This is a genomic window from Nonomuraea sp. NPDC049649 (assembly GCF_040675175.1).
Lineage (GTDB): Bacteria > Actinomycetota > Actinomycetes > Streptosporangiales > Streptosporangiaceae > Nonomuraea.
Window position 1 is genome coordinate 1 of record NZ_JBFAOH010000033.1, and the last position, 16,162, is coordinate 16,162.

A 16,162-nucleotide genomic window follows, 5' to 3' on the forward strand; every position below is an offset into this window, starting at 1 on the left:
ATGATCCGGCCTTGGCACCCGTCACCGAGGCCGCCTAAGATCCACTCACGGCACCTACCTCGTCGAGCTTTTTACACCGCTCCGAGGACGCGACCATCCGTGCTTACCCGTCTTGATAGCGATATAGGCCGGTTCAGGGTATTTCGCGATCAAGAGGATGTCACTGGTGCCGAGTAAGCTCAGGTCCTTCGCAGGATCGAACGGGGCGAAGGTAGGCATGGGCAAGCTGGTACGGGACAAGATTCCCGAGATCATCCGACAGAGCGGCAGGGAGCCGGTGGTGACGGTGCTCGATGACGAGGGGTACCGCGCGGCGCTGATGGCGAAGCTCTTCGAGGAGGCGGCTGAACTCAGAGAAGCATCTGGTGACGAGGTGCCAGGGGAGATCGCCGACGTGTACGAGGTGCTACGGGCCTTGGCAGCTGTTCACGGTCATGACTGGGAGACGATCGAGAAGGTGGCAGAGCTCAAGCGCCGTGAACGCGGCGGCTTCCAGGACCGTCTCTACCTGGCCTGACTCCCTGCTGGTGCTCGCGTGCCAGCCTTTGATTCCACCCATAGCCGTGCGGGTGCCTCCCCGCCAACGGCTCCGCGGACATCATGAAAAGCACCTGGACCTCCGCCTGCGCGGCCGAGGAACTGTGGCTGCAGATCGTGACCGGCCGCGCTCGCTGACGCAAGCGGCCCGACGACCCCACCAAGCCGCCGACGGTTGCTGAAAGTTTGCCGCCCGGTACGTGGCAGCAAAGACAGCACGAGGGAGGCTGAAGGCGAGGTCCGAAGCACCTCAGGCCAGGCGACCGACGGCAGAGCGCCTCGGAGAGCCGGAGAGGTCCGCAATGAAGATCGTGGTAATCGGTGGGACCGGTCTGATCGGTTCGAAGCTCGTGGCCAATCTCCGTGAGCAGGGTCACGAGGCGGTGGCGGCGTCGCCGCGCACCGGGGTGAACGCCGTCACCGGCGAAGGCCTGGCCGAAGCGCTGGAGGGTGCGTCCGTGGTGGTCGACGTGTCGAACCCGCCCACCCTTGAGGGGTCCGCCGCGCGGGAGTTCTTCGAGACCTCCGGCCGTAACCTGCTCGCCGCGGTGGGGGAGCCGTTGAACGGGCGGGTCGAGGTGGCCGGGCCCGAGCAGTTCCAGATGGACGAGTTCTTCCGTGAGGTGCTGGCCTCCTGGGGTGATTCGCGCGAGGTGGTCACCGACCCGCACGCTGACTACTTCGGCACCGAGCTGCGCGAGCGGTCGCTGGTGCCGGATGACGGCGCCGCCCTCGGTGCGATCCGCTACCGAGACTGGAGGTAGGTCCCATGTCCGAGACCCAACAGGCCGCCTGGAAGACCGCGCTCACCACGTTGCAGGAGGTCGAGCCGCCCTTCATCCCGGAGGGGGCGCACGTGATGACCATCCGGGTCGAGTTCCCGCCCGGCGACCCCGGCACCCCGCCGCACCGTCACTCCGGCCCGGCCTTCGGCTACGTGCTGGAAGGCGAGATGCTGTTCGAGCTGGAGGGCGAGCCCGAGCGCGTGGTACGGGCCGGTGAGGTGTTCTGGGAGCCGGGCGGCGACGTCATCCACTACCAGGACGGCAACCACCGCGACGACATCCCGCTCCGCTTCACCGTCACCATGCTGTGCGAGCCCGGCAAGCCGATGCTCGCCCTGGTGGACGACGAAGAGCTGGCCCAGCGCCAGGACCGCCGCGCCCCACGCCCGTCCTGAGCTAGGCAGGCGGTACGAATTCGGGCTGGTCGATGATCCGCAGCCAGCTCCCGTCCGGCTGCCGCCGCACCACCTGCGCCCGCGCCCCCGCCTGATCCTTGGGCGGCGTAGACGTAAGCGCGATATCTCCACAGATCAACGTAGGCAACGGCTCCTCAGGCGTGAAGTGCGGCCGCCCAGCCAGCACCTTCTCCCACAGCTCACGAATGGCCTCCCGCCCCACCGTCTGACTCCCCGGCGGGTAGGCCAGAACAGCGTCCTCCTCGTACAGAGCAGCAACCCCAGCCGCGTCCCCCGCGTTGGACCGCTCGACGAACAGCCGTGTGATGTCCTCAGGCCGCATGGCCTTCTCGTATTCGCTCATACCCCCAGCATCCCCACCCCGGCGACCATAAGTCCAACAGCTAGTCATCATCACAACTAGAATCCCCAGTTATGGAACTCCGTCAGCTGGAGTACTTCGTAGCCGTAGCCGAGGAACAGAACTTCACCCGCGCCGCCGAGCGCGTCCACATCAGCCAGTCCGGCGTCAGCGCCCAGATCCGCCAGCTAGAACGCGAGCTAGGCGCCGACCTGTTCGACCGCGGATCCCGCACGGTCACCCTCACCGTTGCCGGCAAGGCCGCACTGGAACACGCCCGCGCCACGCTAGCCGCCGCCGCGGCCGTCAGACGGGCGGCCGACGAGGTGACCGGCCTCATAAGCGGCAGCCTCACCGTAGGCATGGTCATCGGCTGCACCGTCACCCCGCTCTTCGACGCCCTGGCCACCTTCCACCAGGCCCACCCGAACGTGGAGATCTCACTCCTGGAGGACACCTCCGACCGGCTCGCCGAGAACGTCCGAGACGGCACCATCGACCTGGCCCTCATCGGCGGCGACCACGACGGCCTCGAGAACACCATGACGATCATCAGCGAACGCCTGGTCGCCGCGGTCCCGCCCGGCCATCCGCTCGCCGACCACAAAAAAATCACCCTAGAGGCACTGACCAAGCACCCGATCGTGTGCATGCCCCACGGCACCGGCCTGCGCCAGGTGTTCGACCGGGCCTGCGCCGCACGGGACCGCCACCCGGTGATCGCCTTCCAGGCCAGCGCCGCGGACGCTATCGCCGACCTGGCCGCCCGCGGGCTCGGCGTCGGCATCCTCAGCGAGTCGATGGCCGAGCACTACCGCGACCGCCTCACCGCCCGCGTCATCGACGACGCCGACCAGCACGCCACGCTCGCCCTGGCCTGGAAGAACACCCGCAATCCAGCCGTACGGGAAGCGCTGGCGCACTGCCGGAAAGCCTTCTACGGACGGTCCAGCCCCGCGGCGAGTTCGGCGATCACCAGGTCGACCTGACGCCGCAGCGTCTCCGTGGACGGCTCCCGCCCCGGCTCCAGCCACTGGTTGACCACGATCCGCAGCGCCGCGTGGACGGCCGCCGCGCACACCATCGCATAGGCGGAGTCCTCGGGGACGGAGACGCGTTCGGCGATCGCCGACGCGAGCGCCTTCTCCTGCGCGGCGAGCATGGCGAGCTGCTGCGGTACGAGCGACGGCGTCCGATGGATCAGCCGGACCACCGCCAGGTAGTCGCGGTTGGCGTCGTCGCTCTCGTTCAGGATGACCAGCACCGCCTCGCGGAAGGCCGTCAGAACGGATTCCGTACGAGGTCGCGCGCGGAACTCGGCGATGAGCGCCTCCGCGGCCGACGAGACGGTGGCCACCACCGCCTCCTCCTTGCTGGAGAAGTAGTTGAAGAAGGTCCGCAGTGCGACGTCGGCCTCGCCGGCGATCCGTTCTACGGTGACGTTCTCGACGCCGTCGCGGATCGCCAGGCGGAGCGCGGCCTCGCGCAGGGCGGCCCGGGTGGCCTGCTTCTTGCGTTCGCGCCGTCCCGGAGGGGTCATGTCCAGGTGACCGGCAGGGAGTGGACGCCGAAGATCAGCATCTCGTTCCGTACCGGGATCTTCTCGGCGGGGACGGTCAGGCGCAGGCCCGGGAGGCGGGTGATCAGCTCGCGGAGGCCGATCTGCAGCTCGATGCGGGCGAGCTGCTGGCCCAGGCACTGGTGGACGCCGTGGCCGAACGCCAGGTGGGGGCTGCGGGGGCGGCGCACGTCGAGCCGGTCGGGGTCGGGCCACTGGCGGGGGTCGCGGTTGACCTCGGGGGTGGCGACGATCACGGTGGCGCCGGCGGGGATGTCGACGCCGCCCAGCGTGACGGGCGCGGTGGTGACCCGGTTGACGCCGAGCTGGATGATGCTGAGGTGGCGGAGCAATTCCTCGACCGCGCCGTCGATCAGGGCGGGGTCGTCGCGGAGCGCGGCGAGCTGGTCGGGGTTCTCCAGCAGCGCGAACATGCTCAGGCTGAGCTGGTTGGCGGTCGTCTCGTGGCCCGCGCCGAGCAGGACGAGCGCGACGTCGACGAGCTGGGTGTCGGTGAGCGGCGGGTCGGCGTCGTGGATGAGCCCGGACAGCAGGTCGTCGGCCGGGTTCGCGCGCTTCTGGGCGACCAGGCGCTGCATGAACCCGTACAGCTCGGCGCTCGCCAGCGCCCGCTCCTCCGGGTCGGCGCTGCTGTCGAGGGAGACGGCGGTGTGCTTCTGGAAGTCGCACCGGTCGGCGTAGTCGACGCCGAGCAGCTCGCAGATGACCAGCGACGGCAGCGGCAGCGCGAACGCCGGCACCAGGTCGGCCTCATCGCCCGCCGCCTTCATCGCCTCGATGTGCTCGACGGCGATCTCGGTCACCCGCGACTCCAGCGCCTTCATCCGCCGCACGGTGAATTGGCCGGTCAGCAGGCGGCGCAGGCGGGTGTGCTCGGGCGGGTCCATGAAGACGAAGAACCCGTCCTCGCGCTCCTTCGGCGGCTCGGGCGCGGCCGGCGCGTCCACCTCGTGCGGCTGCAGCGAGGTGGCGTCGCGGTGGCGCATCTTGTCGGCGCTGAACCGCGGGTCCGCTAGTACGGTGCGCGCCTCCTCGAAGCCGGTCACCAGCCACGCCGTCGCCCCGTTGTTCAGCGGCAGCGGCTGCACCGCCCCCTGCCCGCGCCTCGCCCGCAGGCCGGAGGGCGGATCGAACGGGCACTGGTCGCGCTCCAGCAGGTCGATGGGGATGATCTGGCGCATCGCCGTGGGGCTGGACTGCGGCGCGTCCTCGGTCGTCATCGGCTTTCCCGTCCGTCGTGGTACACGTACGGCTCAAACTTACACGACGTGCATCAATGCGTTTCATGCAAGATCGCGCGGACCTTCGCCAGCAGCTCGACCTGCTTCGGCCAGTCGCCGCCCGAGATCCCGACGACCGCGTGCCGCGCCCCCGCCTCCCGGTAGGCGGCCAGCTTCTCGGCGGCCTCCTGCGGGTGGCCGGTCAGCGGGATGTCCATGACCTCCTCGACGGAACGGCCATAGGTGCCGGCGATGCCCGACGCGATCTCCGCCCGCGAAGGAACCCCCGTGCCCAGCGCTCCGGTCGCCCCGATCGCGACGACCGGAGCGGGCCTGCCGTGCTCCGCCGCCAGTTCAGTCAGCCGCTTCGTGCCCTCCGCCAGCTGCCCGGGCGAGATCAGCGACGGGAACCAGCCGTCCCCCAGCCGCGCCGCCCGCCGGATCGCCGCCGTCGACGCGTTCCCCACCCACACCGGCGGCATCGGCACCGCCGGCGCCACCTCCACCGGGGAGCCCTCGACCTCGGCCCGCTCACCCGCCAGCAGCCGGGGAAACAGCTCCAGCGCGGTATCCGTACGAGACCCGCGCTCGCCATACGGCACCCCGGCCGCCGCCCACTGCCCCGGCCCGCCGCCCGAGCCGACCCCCAGCACCAGCCGCCCGCCCGACACGTACTGGAGCGTCGCCACCTGCTTGGCGGCCCAGGCGAGCGGCCGGATCGCCGGGATGAAGACGCTCGTGCCGACCCTGACCCGCGACGTCGCCGCCGCGGCGGTGGCCAGCGCGACCGTGACGTCCAGCGTCGGCGCCCCGAGATGATCCCCGTGCCACACGCCGTCCAGCCCGGCGTCCTCCGCGTGCCTTGCCGCCTCCCGCAGGTCGATGCCCGCCCCGACGCCGGGCAGGATGACGCCGATCTCGAAGTTGCTCATGCTCCGTACGGTGCAACGTCAAGCTCACTTGATGTCAACCGGCAACCAGATCACCCTGCACGCAGCCGCCGTCATCCTGGACTACGCCGACGACTCTTAAGAACTGTGCTTATGGCAGAGCCGTAGATCCTTGGCATAGAGTTACCGGCCGCTTGCTATGCGTCACCTGCCCGCGGGGGACATCGAGACGCATGGGGACGCGTGCGGGATGGGGCGAGTGCGGCCGGTGCTAGAGATTCTGGGCGAACTCTTGCCGATCGCGGTGGGGGTGCTCGTCTCGCCGGTGCCGAACATCGGGGCCATTCTGATCGCCGGTTCGCGGCGGGGGGCCGTGAAGGCGCCCGCGTACGCCGTCGGGTGGTTCGTGGGCGTGCTGATTCTGACGTTGGTGCTCAGCCTGGTGGGGATTGGGGCCGGGGGGACGCCGATCTTCGTGCACTGGCTGAACGTGATCCTGGGGCTGGTGCTGTTCTGGCTGGCCCGTAAGGAGTATCTGAACCGGGATCGGAAGGAGCTGCCTCCGTGGATGGAGGCAGTGGACGATCTCAAGTCGTACCAGGCGGGCCTGGCCGGGCTGACGCTGGCGACGATCGCGAACCCGAAGAGTCTGCCGCTGTCGGCGGCGGCGGGGGTGGTCGTGGCCGAGGCGAGGCTGGGGTTCACGGGGACGATCGTCGCCTGTGCGGTCTTCGCGGCGGTCGGGTCGCTGGGGATGGTGCTGGTGGCCGTGCTCCGGTTCACCAGTGCCGGGTCGGCGGCGCTGGGGCGGCTGAAGGAGTGGCTGGCCGAGAACGGGCCGGCGATCACGATCCCGCTGTTCCTGGTGCTCGGCACGCTCATCATCACCAACTCCCTAGAGGCCATCCGGGGGCCCTGATGCGGAAAGGAAACACCATGCCGGAGCAGTTCCGCGGGATCGTCAACCTGGACGTCCGAGACTCGCAGCAGGACTGGTCGCCCTACCTGCCTCCGCAGGCGCGGCCGGGTGCGCCCAACGTGCTCTTCGTGCTCTGGGACGACACGGGGATCGCGACCTGGGACACCTTCGGCGGGCTGGTCGAGACGCCGAACCTGACCCGGATCGCGGAGATGGGGCTGCGTTACTCGCAGTGGCACACGCCGGCGATGTGCTCGCCGACCCGGGCGTCGCTGCTGACGGGGCGTAACCATCATCTGAACGGTGTGGCCAGCGTGATGGACTTCGCCGCCGGTTTCCCGGGGGCCAACTCGGTGATCCCGCCGGAGAACGGGATGCTCTCCGAGGTCCTGGTGGAGAATGGCTACAACACCTACTGCGTGGGCAAGTGGCATCTGACGCCGATGGCGGAGCTGAGCATGGCGTCGTCGCGCCGGACGTGGCCGCTGTCGCGGGGGTTCGAGCGTTATTACGGGTTCCTCCCGGGGGAGACGAACCAGTTCTTCCCGCACCTCACCTATGACAGCCACTTCATCGACCCGCCGTACGGGCCGGACGAGGGCTACCATCTCAGCCGCGATCTCGTGGATCGTACGATCGAGTTCATCCGCGACGGGAAGCAGGTCGCGCCGGACAAGCCGTGGTTCGCCTATCTCGCCCTGGGTGCGACCCACGCTCCGCATCAGGCGCCGCAGGAGTGGATCGACAAATATCGCGGCACGTTCGACATGGGTTACGACCGCTACCGCGAGATCGTGCTGGATAACCAGAAGCGGCTCGGCATCGTCCCGCCGGAGACCGAGCTGTCGCCGATGAATCCCTGGCCGAGCCCGGACGTCGTCACCGAGCGCGAGGAGGTGGCGCCCTGGGACTCGCTGGACGACGGGCAGAAGCGGGTGGCCGCGCGGATGGCCGAGGCTTTCGCCGGGTTCTGCTCGTACACCGACTACGAACTCGGGCGGCTCCTCGACTATCTGGAGGAGTCCGGGCAGCTCGACAACACGATCATCGTGGTGATGTCCGACAACGGGGCGAGCGGCGAGGGCACCCCGTTCGGCTCGGTCAACGAGAACAAGGGGTTCAACGGCTATCCGGAGGACCCCGAGGAGAACCTGGCCAAGATCGACAAGATCGGGACTCCGGAGGGTTACAACCAGTACCCCACCGGGTGGGCGTGGGCGTTCAACACCCCGTACAAGCTCTTCAAGCGCTTCTCCACCAACGGCGGGACGGCCGACCCGGCGATCATCGCGTGGCGGCGGGAGATGCGTCAGGTGGCGGGGCAGGTCCGCGACCAGTACCACCACGTGATCGACATCGCGCCGACGATCTACGACTGTCTCGGCATCACGCCGCCACGGGTGCTGAAGGGGTATCCGCAGACGCCGCTGCAGGGGGTGAGCATGCGCTACAGCTTCGCCTCCGCCAAGGCCGAGTCCGCCCGGAAGACGCAGTACTACTCCATGCTGGGCACCCGGTCGATCTACCACAACGGATGGAAGGCCGTGGCGCGGCACGGCACCGGCATCGACCGGGGCGACTTCGTCAACGACGAGTGGGAGCTCTACGACGTGCGGACCGACCGGTCCGAGACCCGCGACCTGAGCCGGGAGCACCCGGAGAAGCTGCGCGAGCTGATCGCGCTCTGGTATCTGGAGGCCGGGCGGAACAACGTCCTGCCGCTGGACGACCGCCGCCCGATAGAGATCATGCACATGGACCGGCCGGGGGTGGCGCCCAAGCGTGAGCGGTACGTCTTCTATCCGGGCACCTCGGAGATCCCGGAGGACGCAGCGGTCGACGTCCGCAACCGGTCCTTCACGATCACGGCCGAGTTCGAGACCGGCGACGACCCCGAGGGTGTGATCTTCGCGCACGGGTCGCGTTTCGGCGGCCACGCCCTCTATATCAAGAACCGCCGGGTGCACTACGTCTACAACTTCCTCGGCATCGAGGAGCAGCGGTTCAGCTCGGACACGCCGCTCGGGCCGGGGCGGCACGTCGCGGTCGCGCGGTTCGAGAAGTCGCACGAGGAGCCGCGCTACGTCGCCAACGGGACGCTGACCCTGACCGTGGACGACACGGACGTGGCGTCCGGGCCGATGGTGACCCAGCCGGGCAAGTTCTCGGTGGGCGGCGAGGGGCTGGTGATCGGCCGCGACACCGGCGACGCGGTGACCAGCGAGTACGCGGCGCCGAACCCCTTCACGGGCGGCACGATCGCCCAGGTGAGCGTCCGGGTGCCGCCGGCTCAGGAGGTCGACTCCAAGGCGGACGCCGAGGCCGTCATGGCCCGTGACTGATGAAGGCGTGGGACTTCGCGCCCGGCCTGGCCGACCTGCGGGGATACCGGAGGTCGTGCCTGCCCGGGGACCTCACCGCCGGGGTGACGGTGGCGGCGGTGGCCGTCCCGTCGGGGCTCGGCATGGGGGAGCTCGCCGGGGTCAGCCCGATCGCGGGGCTCTACGCGGCCTCCATCCCGCTGCTGGGTTACGCGTTGTTCGGGTCGTCCCGCCAACTGATCGTGGGCCCGGTCGGCGCGGTCTCCGCGGTGACCGCGACCAGCGTGGCAGGCGTGGCGGGATCGGACGACCCGGCCCGGGTGGCGGCGGTGGCCGCGGTGCTGGCCGCGCTGGTCGGGCTGACGCTCATCGTGTCCGCCCTGCTCAAGCTGGGGTTCATGGCGGAGTTCCTGTCCGGCCCCGTCCTGCTCGGCTACATCAACGGGGTCGCGGTGCTCATCATCGCCGGGCAGACGGACAAGCTGCTCGGCATCTCGGTCGAGGCCCGCAACTTCCTGCCGCGGGTGCTGGAGACGGTGCTCGCGATCCCCGAGATCAACTGGTGGACGGTGCTGCTCAGCGCCGTGCTGATCGGGATGGTCCTGGTGCTGAAGAAGCTGGTGCCCAAGTTCCCCGGCATGCTCGCCGTGGTCGTGCTCGCGGGCGGAGCCTCCGCCCTGTTCGGGTTCTCCCGGCTCGGCATCGCGGTGGTGGGCGAAGTGCCCGGCGGCTTCCCCCTGCCGCAGGCGTCCGACGTCACCCTCGACGACGTCTTCGACCTCACCGTGCCCGCGCTCGGCCTGGCGCTGATCGCCTACGGCGACTCGATGGCGATCGCCCGCACCTACGCCGAGAAGCGCCGCTACGAGATCAACGCCGACCGGGAACTCCTCGGGCTGGGCGCCGGCAATCTCGCCGCCGGCCTGTTCCAGGGCATCCCGATCGGCGGCAGCGGCTCCAAGACCGCGCTCAACGACGCCAGCCGCGGCCACACCCCGCTGGTCGGGATCATCGTGTCGATCGTGTCGCTGCTGGTCGCGGCGTTCGCCACGCCGCTGATCGGGCCGCTGCCCAACGCGGCGCTCGGCGTCGTGATCATTCTCTCCACGATCGGGCTGGTCAAGATCAGGCCGCTCGTCCTCTATCGGCAGGTGCACAACGTCGAGATGGGCCTGGCCGTGGTCGCGTTCGTGGCCGTCCTGATCCTCGACGTCATGGGCGGGCTGCTCGTCGCCGTGCTGCTCTCCCTGGGGATCTTCGTCTACTGGACGGTACGGCCGCACGACGCGATCCTCGGCGCCTCCGACGACATCGACGGCTTCCACGACCTCTCCGAACGGCCGGGCCTGCGCCCGGTGCCCGGGCTGATCGTCTACCGGTTCGACGCGCCGCTCTACTTCGCCAACGCCCCCCACCTGGCCCGCCGGATCAGGGCGCTGCTCGCCGAGGCCGAGGACGAGGTGAAATGGCTGATGATCGACGCCGAGGCGATGAACTACGTGGACGTCACGGCCGTCGAGACCCTGCGGACCCTGCAACGGGAGCTGGCCGAGGACGGCGTGACGCTCGCCATGGCCAGGGTCAAAGCCCCCGTCCGGCGCATCTTCGAGAACACCGGCACCACCGAGCTGCTGAAACCGGAGAACTTCTTCCCCACGGTCAGGACCGGCGTCCAGGCGTTCCGGGAGCGGACGGGAGCCTGACTCCTGGGCTGACAGAAGAAGATCATGTATCGTAAACGCGGCATCACCTCCAACGCCTGGAGCCCCCCGTGCCGCACATGTCACGCCGCCAGGTCCTCACCCTCCTCCCCGCCGCCGGACTGCTCGCCGCCGCCTCGCCCGGCCGCGCCGCCACCACCTCCGGAGCCGACCACGCCCGGCTGCTCGCCAACACCGTGGCCATGCTCGCCGGCACCCCCGACTCCAACACCCGCCCCGAGGTCGCGCCCAAACTCGCCGCCATCCTGACCACCGCCAGGCAGCGCCTCACCGCGATGGACCGGGCCGGTGCCGGCGAGCTGTTCGCGGGGCTCACGCTCGGCGCCGACGACGCCGCCCTCCGGCAGGCGTATCAGTTCCTGTACGAGATCGCGCTCGCCACGCGGACCCCCGGCGGCGACCTCGACGGCGACGAGGAGACGCAGCGCCGGGTCGTCGAGGGCCTGCACTGGCTGCACGAACGCCACTTCGGCGACCAGGCCGCCGGCTACTACGGCAACTGGCACACCTGGGAGATCGGCATCCCCACCCACGCCTGCCGCACCCTGGTCCTGCTCGCCGACCGCTTACGCGCCGAACGCCCCGACCTGACCTCCACGTACATCACCACGATGGACGCCTACCTCCGCAACGGCAGAGACGGCGACGTCGACCTCGACTCCCGCTTCCACACCGGCGCCAACCTCGCCGACATCACCGCCAACCGCATCCTCCAGGGCGCGCTCACCGCCGACGACGCCCGGGTCGCCAAGGCCATCTCCGACCAGGCCACCGTCTTCGCCACCATCGACCCGTACCACCTCGAACACGGCGTCACGGATGGCTACTACGCGGACGGCTCGTTCATCCAGCACCACTCCGTCGCCTACACCGGCTCGTACGGGCGGATCCTGCTCACCCGCGTCGTGCAGACCCTCAAGATGCTCGACGGCGCCACCACCGGGGCGGGGCTTGGGGAGGTGGTGTACCGGTGGATCACCGACGGGTTCGCGCCGCTGATCTTCGAGGGCTGGATGATGGAGATCGTCAAGGGGCGGGCGGTGTCGCGGACTGGCACCGGGTACGCGGACGTCGGGGTGATCGTCGAGGCCATCGCGGATCTGGTCGATTACGTGGGTGGCGAGAGTGCGCTCGCGCTGAAGAAGTACGTGAAGCATCTGCCGGAGGCCAGCACCTCGGCGTTCGTGTCGCCGGTCAGCATCGCGCGGTATGCGGCTATCCGGGCTGATGAGGGGATCTCTGCGGCTGATCTGAATCCGCCTGCTCGGTCGGTGGCCTTCAACGCGATGGACCGTGCCGTGCATCGGCGGCCCGGGTACGCGTTCGCGCTGGCGCGGAGCTCGGAGCGGATCAGCAAGTACGAGTACATGAACGGGGAGAACCTCATGCCCTGGTTCCAGGGGGATGGGGCTTACTACCTGTATCTGGCGGGGGAGGACCAGCGGGACGTTTACGGGATCGACTACTTCACCGCCGTCTCTCCGTACCGGCTGGCGGGGGTCACGGTGCCGGTGGAGGAGCGGCGGACGGTGCCGGAGCTGTACGGGCGGTTCTGGTACGAGAATCCGGGGCATCCGCTCAACTTCACCTCCTCATCGGAGTCGCAGAACACGTACGTGTACTTTCCGCGCGGGGAGAACGCGTTCTCGGGTGGGGTGACGCTGGGGGCGTACGGGGTGTCCGGGTACGTGCAGTCCGACGACGTCGCCTACGCGGCGGCCCAGGAGGGGCTGCTGCCGGACGATTTCGTGACATATCGCAATGCGCGGGCCTGCAAGTCGTGGTTCATGCTCGACGACGAGATCGTGGTGCTGGCCGCCGGGGTCTCCGGGCAGGGCGGGCGCGACGCGGTGACCACCCTGGACAGCCGGATCGCCGCTCCCGGGGACGCGGTTTCGGTGACGGGGGAGCGCTGGGGCGGCGGGGCCTGGGAGTCTGGCACATCCGCGCCGCCGCGCTGGCTGCGCTACGTGAACGGCACCCGGGGGAGCGCTGTCGGCTATGTGCTGCTGACCCGGCAGCCTGTGGACGCGGGGCTGGAGACGGTGACCCGAAGTCGTCGCGTCGTCCGTACCAACAATCCCGACACGCAGGTGACCAAGAACGTGTTCACGGCCGCCGTCCGGCATCCCGCCGGCCGGGAGGCCGAGCTCGCCTACGCGCTGGTGCCGCACGCGACCGAGGCCAGGCTGCGCGGCTACGCGCGGGGGCCGCTGACGGTGCTGGCCAACAACCGGCACATCCAGGCGATCAAGCACCGGAAGCTGGGCATCGTGGCGGCGAACGTCTTCACGGGCGGGCCGCGGCACGCCGAGCGGCTGCTCATCGACGGCCCGGCCTCGGTCCTCGTACGGTCCGGCGAACGCACGGAGGTGGCCCTGTCGGACCCGACGATGAAGCGGGACCGGGTGAGCGTGGTGCTGCACGGGCCGCGGCTCCGGGTCTCGTCCGCGGACGAGGGGGTGAAGGCGCGGCGGGTGCCCGGAGGGATGCTGATCGAGGCGAACACCCGCCACGCCTACGGCCGCGGCTTCACCGCCACCCTGCGCTGACGCGGTCAGCTCTTGCGGCGGCTCGCCACCACCTGGGCGACGAGCACGACGACGATCGTCGTGACGAACATCAGCGTCCCGATGACGTTGACCTGGGCCGGCACGCCGCGACGCGCGGAGCCCCACACGTACATGGGGAACGTCACCGTGCTGCCGGAGTTGAAGTTCGTCACGATGAAGTCGTCGAACGACAGCGCGAACGCCAGCAGCGCGGCGGCGACGATCCCGGGCATGGCCAGCGGCAGCGTCACCCGGCGGAAGGTCCGCCAGCGGCTCGCGTACAGGTCCATCGCCGCCTCTTCCAGGCGCCCGTCGAAACCGGCCAGCCGGGCATTCACCGTGATGACGACGAAGCTCAGGCAGAACGTGATGTGGGCGATCAGGATCGTCCAGAAGCCGAGCGGCATCTTCATGTTCACGAACAGCGTGAGCAGCGACGCGCCCAGGACGACCTCCGGAGTCGTCAGAGGCAGGATCACCAGGAGGTTCGTCGCGCTCCGGCCCCGGAACCGGTGCCGGGCCAGGGCGAAGGCGATGAGGCTGCCGAGAATCGTCGCCCCGACCGTGGTGAGCCCCGCGATCTGCAGGCTCCGGGTGAGCGCCGAGCACATGCCCTCGACGCCGCACAGGTGAGTCCAGTTGTGCCAGGTGAACTCGTTCCACGTGTAGTTGTAGCGGCCCGCCGGGCGGTTGAACGACAGCATGACGACGACCGCGATGGGGAGCAGCAGGTACGCCACGGTCGCCATGGCCGCGACGAGCACGACATGCCGCGCGACGAAGTCGAGGACACGACGGAACGGCCCCCGCCGCGCCCGGCGCGCCACCGTCTGGGCGGTCGTCATCTCCATCCTTTCCGGCTTCACACGAGCTCCTCGGTGCCGGCCCGCCGCACGTACACGGCCACGAACACGACGATCACCGAGATGAGGGTGACCGACAGCGCCGCCGCCGTCGGATAGTCCAGGGCACGGAGGAACTGGCTCTGGATGACGTTGCCGATCATGTACGTCTGCGGGCTGCCGAGCAGTTCCGCGTTGATGAAGTCGCCGGCGGCCGGGATGAAGGTCAGCAACGTGCCGGCCACGACACCGGGCAGCGAGAGCGGGAACGTCACCTTGCGGAACGTCCGGAAGCTCGACGCGTACAGGTCGCCCGCGGCCTCGATCAGGCGCCGGTCCAGCTTCTCCAGGCTGGCGTAGAGCGGCAGCGTCATGAACGGCAGGAAGTTGTAGGTCAGGCCGCAGATCACGGCGAAGGGCGTCGCCAGCAGGCGGTCCTGCGCGCCCAGGATGCCGATGCCGCGGAACAGGCCGACGATCGCGCCCGTGTCGCTCAGGATCGTCGTCCAGGCCAGGGTCCGCACCAGGAAGCTGGTGAAGAACGGCGCGATGACCAGGGTCAGGAGCACGTACTTGAAACGCCCGACCTTGAAGGCCATCGCGTAGGCCAGCGGGTACCCGATCAGCAGGGCGGCGATCGTGGCGATCCCGGCGTAGAGGAACGACCGCCCGAACCACACCACGTAGGCCGACAGCGCTTCCGGATAGTTGCCGAACGCGAACGTGAGCCGGTAGCCGGTGGCGAACGACCCGCTCTGCAGCGACATCGACACCAGCGTGACCAGCGGCACCAGGAGGAAGAAGGCCAGCCAGGCGAGGCCGGGCAGCAGGAGCAGGTACGGGGTGGGGACGCGGATCCGTCGCCGGCGGGCCGGCTCGGTGACCGTGGTCATGGCCTGGCTCCGACGGTGTCCTTGGCCGTCGGCGCGAGCGGCGCCTCCTCCGCGCCGTCGAGCGCGAAGGTGTGGGCGACGTCCCAGTGCAGCGTCACCTGCTCGCCGGCGGCCAGCCGGATGCCGGCCGAGAGGTTCTGGGCGAAGGCCATCACCTCCTGGCCCCACGGCAGGCGCACCTGGTACTGGGTGCCGATGCCGGTGAAGCTCGCGTCGACGACCTGGCCTTGGATGGCGTTGTGATCGGCCGGGACCTGTGACTCCTCGGTCGTGATGTGCAGCTTCTCCGGACGTACACCCACGTAGATCCGGCCGGACGGCGGCGCGTGGTTGCGGTCGGCGGGGACCACGATCCGATGGCCCGCGACGTCCGCCACCAGAGCGTCGTCACGGCGCTCGCCCACCTCGCCGGACAGGAGGTTGGAGGTGCCGAGGAAGTTCGCGACGAACGCCGTCCGCGGGTTCTCGTACAGCTCGACCGGACTGCCCAGTTGCTCCAGCCGGCCGTCGTGCATGACCGCGATCGTGTCCGCCAGCGTCAGCGCCTCCTCCTGGTCGTGCGTCACGAGCACGAACGTGAGGCCCACCTCGGTCTGGATGCGCTTCAGCTCGATCTGCATCTGCCGCCGCAACCTCAGGTCGAGCGCGCCGAGCGGCTCGTCGAGCAGCAGCACCTGCGGCTCGTTCACGATGGCGCGGGCGAGCGCGACCCGCTGCTGCTGCCCGCCCGACAACTGGGCGGGCTTGCGGTCGCCGTAGCCGGGCAGCTGCACCAGCTCCAGGATCGTCTCGACCTTGGCCGCGATGTCCTTCTGCCGCCGCTCCCGCAGGCCGAACGCGACGTTCTCGAAGACGTTCAGGTGGGGGAAGAGCGCGTAGTTCTGGAACACGGTGTTCAGCGGCCGATGGTGCGGGCGCAGGTCCGTGATGTCGCGCTCGCCGAGGAAGATGCGCCCGGAGGTGGGGCGCTCCAGCCCCGCCACCATCCGCAACGTCGTCGACTTCCCGCAGCCGGACGGGCCCAGGATGGCGAAGAACGAGCCTTCCGGAATGGTCAGCGACAGGTCGTCGACCGCCGTCGTCTTGCCGAACCGTTTGGTGACCTCGACGATCTGGAGCGCTCCAGTCGGGGTGTCCATGGTCATCA

Annotated in this window: 15 protein-coding genes; 8 read left to right on the forward strand and 7 right to left on the reverse strand. The window is 69.5% G+C overall.

The window, feature by feature from the left end; genetic code table 11:
* The first annotated feature begins 217 nt into the window (after window positions 1-217).
* The 3 genes from AB0J42_RS29295 (at window position 218) to AB0J42_RS29305 (ending at window position 1,717) form a co-directional block, all read left to right on the forward strand.
* The gene (locus AB0J42_RS29295) at window positions 218-517 is read left to right on the forward strand and encodes a nucleoside triphosphate pyrophosphohydrolase (RefSeq protein WP_364300001.1); all 300 of its coding nucleotides are present in this window, start codon (window positions 218-220) and stop codon (window positions 515-517) included.
* 322 nt (window positions 518-839) lie between these two features.
* Window positions 840-1,301 (forward strand): NAD-dependent epimerase/dehydratase family protein, encoded by a 462-nt coding sequence (locus AB0J42_RS29300; protein WP_364300003.1) that lies wholly within the window; start codon window positions 840-842, stop codon window positions 1,299-1,301.
* 5 nt (window positions 1,302-1,306) lie between these two features.
* Entirely contained in the window at window positions 1,307-1,717 is a 411-nt protein-coding gene (locus tag AB0J42_RS29305; protein ID WP_364300005.1) for a cupin domain-containing protein, read from the forward strand.
* Window position 1,718: 1 nt separating this feature from the next.
* Here the strand turns inward: AB0J42_RS29305 and AB0J42_RS29310 are convergent, their stop codons facing one another.
* A complete protein-coding gene (locus tag AB0J42_RS29310; RefSeq protein ID WP_364300007.1) occupies window positions 1,719-2,081 on the reverse strand; it encodes an SgcJ/EcaC family oxidoreductase in 363 nt (120 codons plus the stop codon).
* Window positions 2,082-2,152: 71 nt separating this feature from the next.
* Between AB0J42_RS29310 and AB0J42_RS29315 the strand changes: the two genes are divergently transcribed.
* Window positions 2,153-3,067: a LysR family transcriptional regulator gene (locus tag AB0J42_RS29315; protein ID WP_364300009.1), complete on the forward strand. Its 915-nt coding sequence runs from the start codon at window positions 2,153-2,155 to the stop codon at window positions 3,065-3,067.
* Here the strand turns inward: AB0J42_RS29315 and AB0J42_RS29320 are convergent.
* Genes AB0J42_RS29320 through AB0J42_RS29330 form a run of 3 tightly spaced genes read right to left on the reverse strand, consistent with a single transcriptional unit; the run spans window position 3,016 to window position 5,809 of the window.
* Complete coding sequence (locus AB0J42_RS29320; protein ID WP_364300011.1) at window positions 3,016-3,618, reverse strand: TetR/AcrR family transcriptional regulator; 603 nt, start codon at window positions 3,616-3,618, stop codon at window positions 3,016-3,018. The two genes, AB0J42_RS29315 and AB0J42_RS29320, sit on opposite strands and share 52 nt — an antisense overlap.
* Window positions 3,615-4,877: a cytochrome P450 gene (locus tag AB0J42_RS29325; protein WP_364300013.1), complete on the reverse strand. Its 1,263-nt coding sequence runs from the start codon at window positions 4,875-4,877 to the stop codon at window positions 3,615-3,617. Before AB0J42_RS29325 ends, AB0J42_RS29320 begins: the two co-directional genes overlap by 4 nt.
* Before the next feature lie 53 nt (window positions 4,878-4,930).
* On the reverse strand, window positions 4,931-5,809 hold the full coding sequence (locus AB0J42_RS29330) for an LLM class flavin-dependent oxidoreductase (RefSeq protein ID WP_364300015.1): 879 nt from the start codon (window positions 5,807-5,809) through the stop codon (window positions 4,931-4,933).
* A 226-nt stretch (window positions 5,810-6,035) separates the two neighbouring features.
* Here AB0J42_RS29330 and AB0J42_RS29335 point away from each other — a divergent pair, with 226 nt between their 5' ends.
* From AB0J42_RS29335 to AB0J42_RS29350, 4 genes are all read left to right on the forward strand, one after another.
* A complete protein-coding gene (locus tag AB0J42_RS29335) occupies window positions 6,036-6,686 on the forward strand; it encodes a GAP family protein (protein ID WP_364300017.1) in 651 nt (216 codons plus the stop codon).
* A gap of 17 nt (window positions 6,687-6,703) precedes the next feature.
* On the forward strand, window positions 6,704-9,028 hold the full coding sequence (locus tag AB0J42_RS29340) for a sulfatase-like hydrolase/transferase (RefSeq protein WP_364300019.1): 2,325 nt from the start codon (window positions 6,704-6,706) through the stop codon (window positions 9,026-9,028).
* Window positions 9,028-10,710, forward strand: a complete 1,683-nt coding sequence (locus tag AB0J42_RS29345; RefSeq protein WP_364300021.1) for a SulP family inorganic anion transporter — start codon at window positions 9,028-9,030, stop codon at window positions 10,708-10,710. The genes AB0J42_RS29340 and AB0J42_RS29345 overlap by 1 nt, the downstream gene beginning before the upstream one ends.
* A gap of 77 nt (window positions 10,711-10,787) precedes the next feature.
* On the forward strand, window positions 10,788-13,280 hold the full coding sequence (locus tag AB0J42_RS29350) for a polysaccharide lyase family 8 super-sandwich domain-containing protein (protein ID WP_364300023.1): 2,493 nt from the start codon (window positions 10,788-10,790) through the stop codon (window positions 13,278-13,280).
* A gap of 5 nt (window positions 13,281-13,285) precedes the next feature.
* Here the strand turns inward: AB0J42_RS29350 and AB0J42_RS29355 are convergent, their stop codons facing one another.
* The 3 genes from AB0J42_RS29355 to AB0J42_RS29365 are packed head-to-tail and all read right to left on the reverse strand — an operon-like array spanning window position 13,286 to window position 16,160.
* Complete coding sequence (locus AB0J42_RS29355) at window positions 13,286-14,146, reverse strand: ABC transporter permease (RefSeq protein ID WP_364300025.1); 861 nt, start codon at window positions 14,144-14,146, stop codon at window positions 13,286-13,288.
* Window positions 14,143-15,015, reverse strand: coding sequence for an ABC transporter permease (locus AB0J42_RS29360; RefSeq protein WP_364300027.1), 873 nt, complete (start codon window positions 15,013-15,015; stop codon window positions 14,143-14,145). The genes AB0J42_RS29355 and AB0J42_RS29360 overlap by 4 nt, the downstream gene beginning before the upstream one ends.
* Entirely contained in the window at window positions 15,012-16,160 is a 1,149-nt protein-coding gene (locus AB0J42_RS29365; RefSeq protein WP_364300029.1) for an ABC transporter ATP-binding protein, read from the reverse strand. Before AB0J42_RS29365 ends, AB0J42_RS29360 begins: the two co-directional genes overlap by 4 nt.
* Window positions 16,161-16,162: the final 2 nt, after the last annotated feature.

Excerpts from the sequence above, each read along its gene's own strand:
- AB0J42_RS29305 (WP_364300005.1), top strand. The coding sequence starts at position 1,307 with ATGTCCGAGACCCAACAGGCCGCCTGGAAGACCGCGCTCACCACGTTG.
- AB0J42_RS29300 (WP_364300003.1), top strand. The coding sequence starts at position 840 with ATGAAGATCGTGGTAATCGGTGGGACCGGTCTGATCGGTTCGAAGCTC.
- AB0J42_RS29325 (WP_364300013.1), bottom strand. The coding sequence starts at position 4,877 with ATGACGACCGAGGACGCGCCGCAGTCCAGCCCCACGGCGATGCGCCAG.
- AB0J42_RS29345 (WP_364300021.1), top strand. The coding sequence starts at position 9,028 with ATGAAGGCGTGGGACTTCGCGCCCGGCCTGGCCGACCTGCGGGGATAC.
- AB0J42_RS29360 (WP_364300027.1), bottom strand. The coding sequence starts at position 15,015 with ATGACCACGGTCACCGAGCCGGCCCGCCGGCGACGGATCCGCGTCCCC.
- AB0J42_RS29320 (WP_364300011.1), bottom strand. The coding sequence starts at position 3,618 with ATGACCCCTCCGGGACGGCGCGAACGCAAGAAGCAGGCCACCCGGGCC.
- AB0J42_RS29310 (WP_364300007.1), bottom strand. The coding sequence starts at position 2,081 with ATGAGCGAATACGAGAAGGCCATGCGGCCTGAGGACATCACACGGCTG.
- AB0J42_RS29340 (WP_364300019.1), top strand. The coding sequence starts at position 6,704 with ATGCCGGAGCAGTTCCGCGGGATCGTCAACCTGGACGTCCGAGACTCG.
- AB0J42_RS29365 (WP_364300029.1), bottom strand. The coding sequence starts at position 16,160 with ATGACCATGGACACCCCGACTGGAGCGCTCCAGATCGTCGAGGTCACC.
- AB0J42_RS29315 (WP_364300009.1), top strand. The coding sequence starts at position 2,153 with ATGGAACTCCGTCAGCTGGAGTACTTCGTAGCCGTAGCCGAGGAACAG.
- AB0J42_RS29350 (WP_364300023.1), top strand. The coding sequence starts at position 10,788 with ATGTCACGCCGCCAGGTCCTCACCCTCCTCCCCGCCGCCGGACTGCTC.
- AB0J42_RS29330 (WP_364300015.1), bottom strand. The coding sequence starts at position 5,809 with ATGAGCAACTTCGAGATCGGCGTCATCCTGCCCGGCGTCGGGGCGGGC.
- AB0J42_RS29295 (WP_364300001.1), top strand. The coding sequence starts at position 218 with ATGGGCAAGCTGGTACGGGACAAGATTCCCGAGATCATCCGACAGAGC.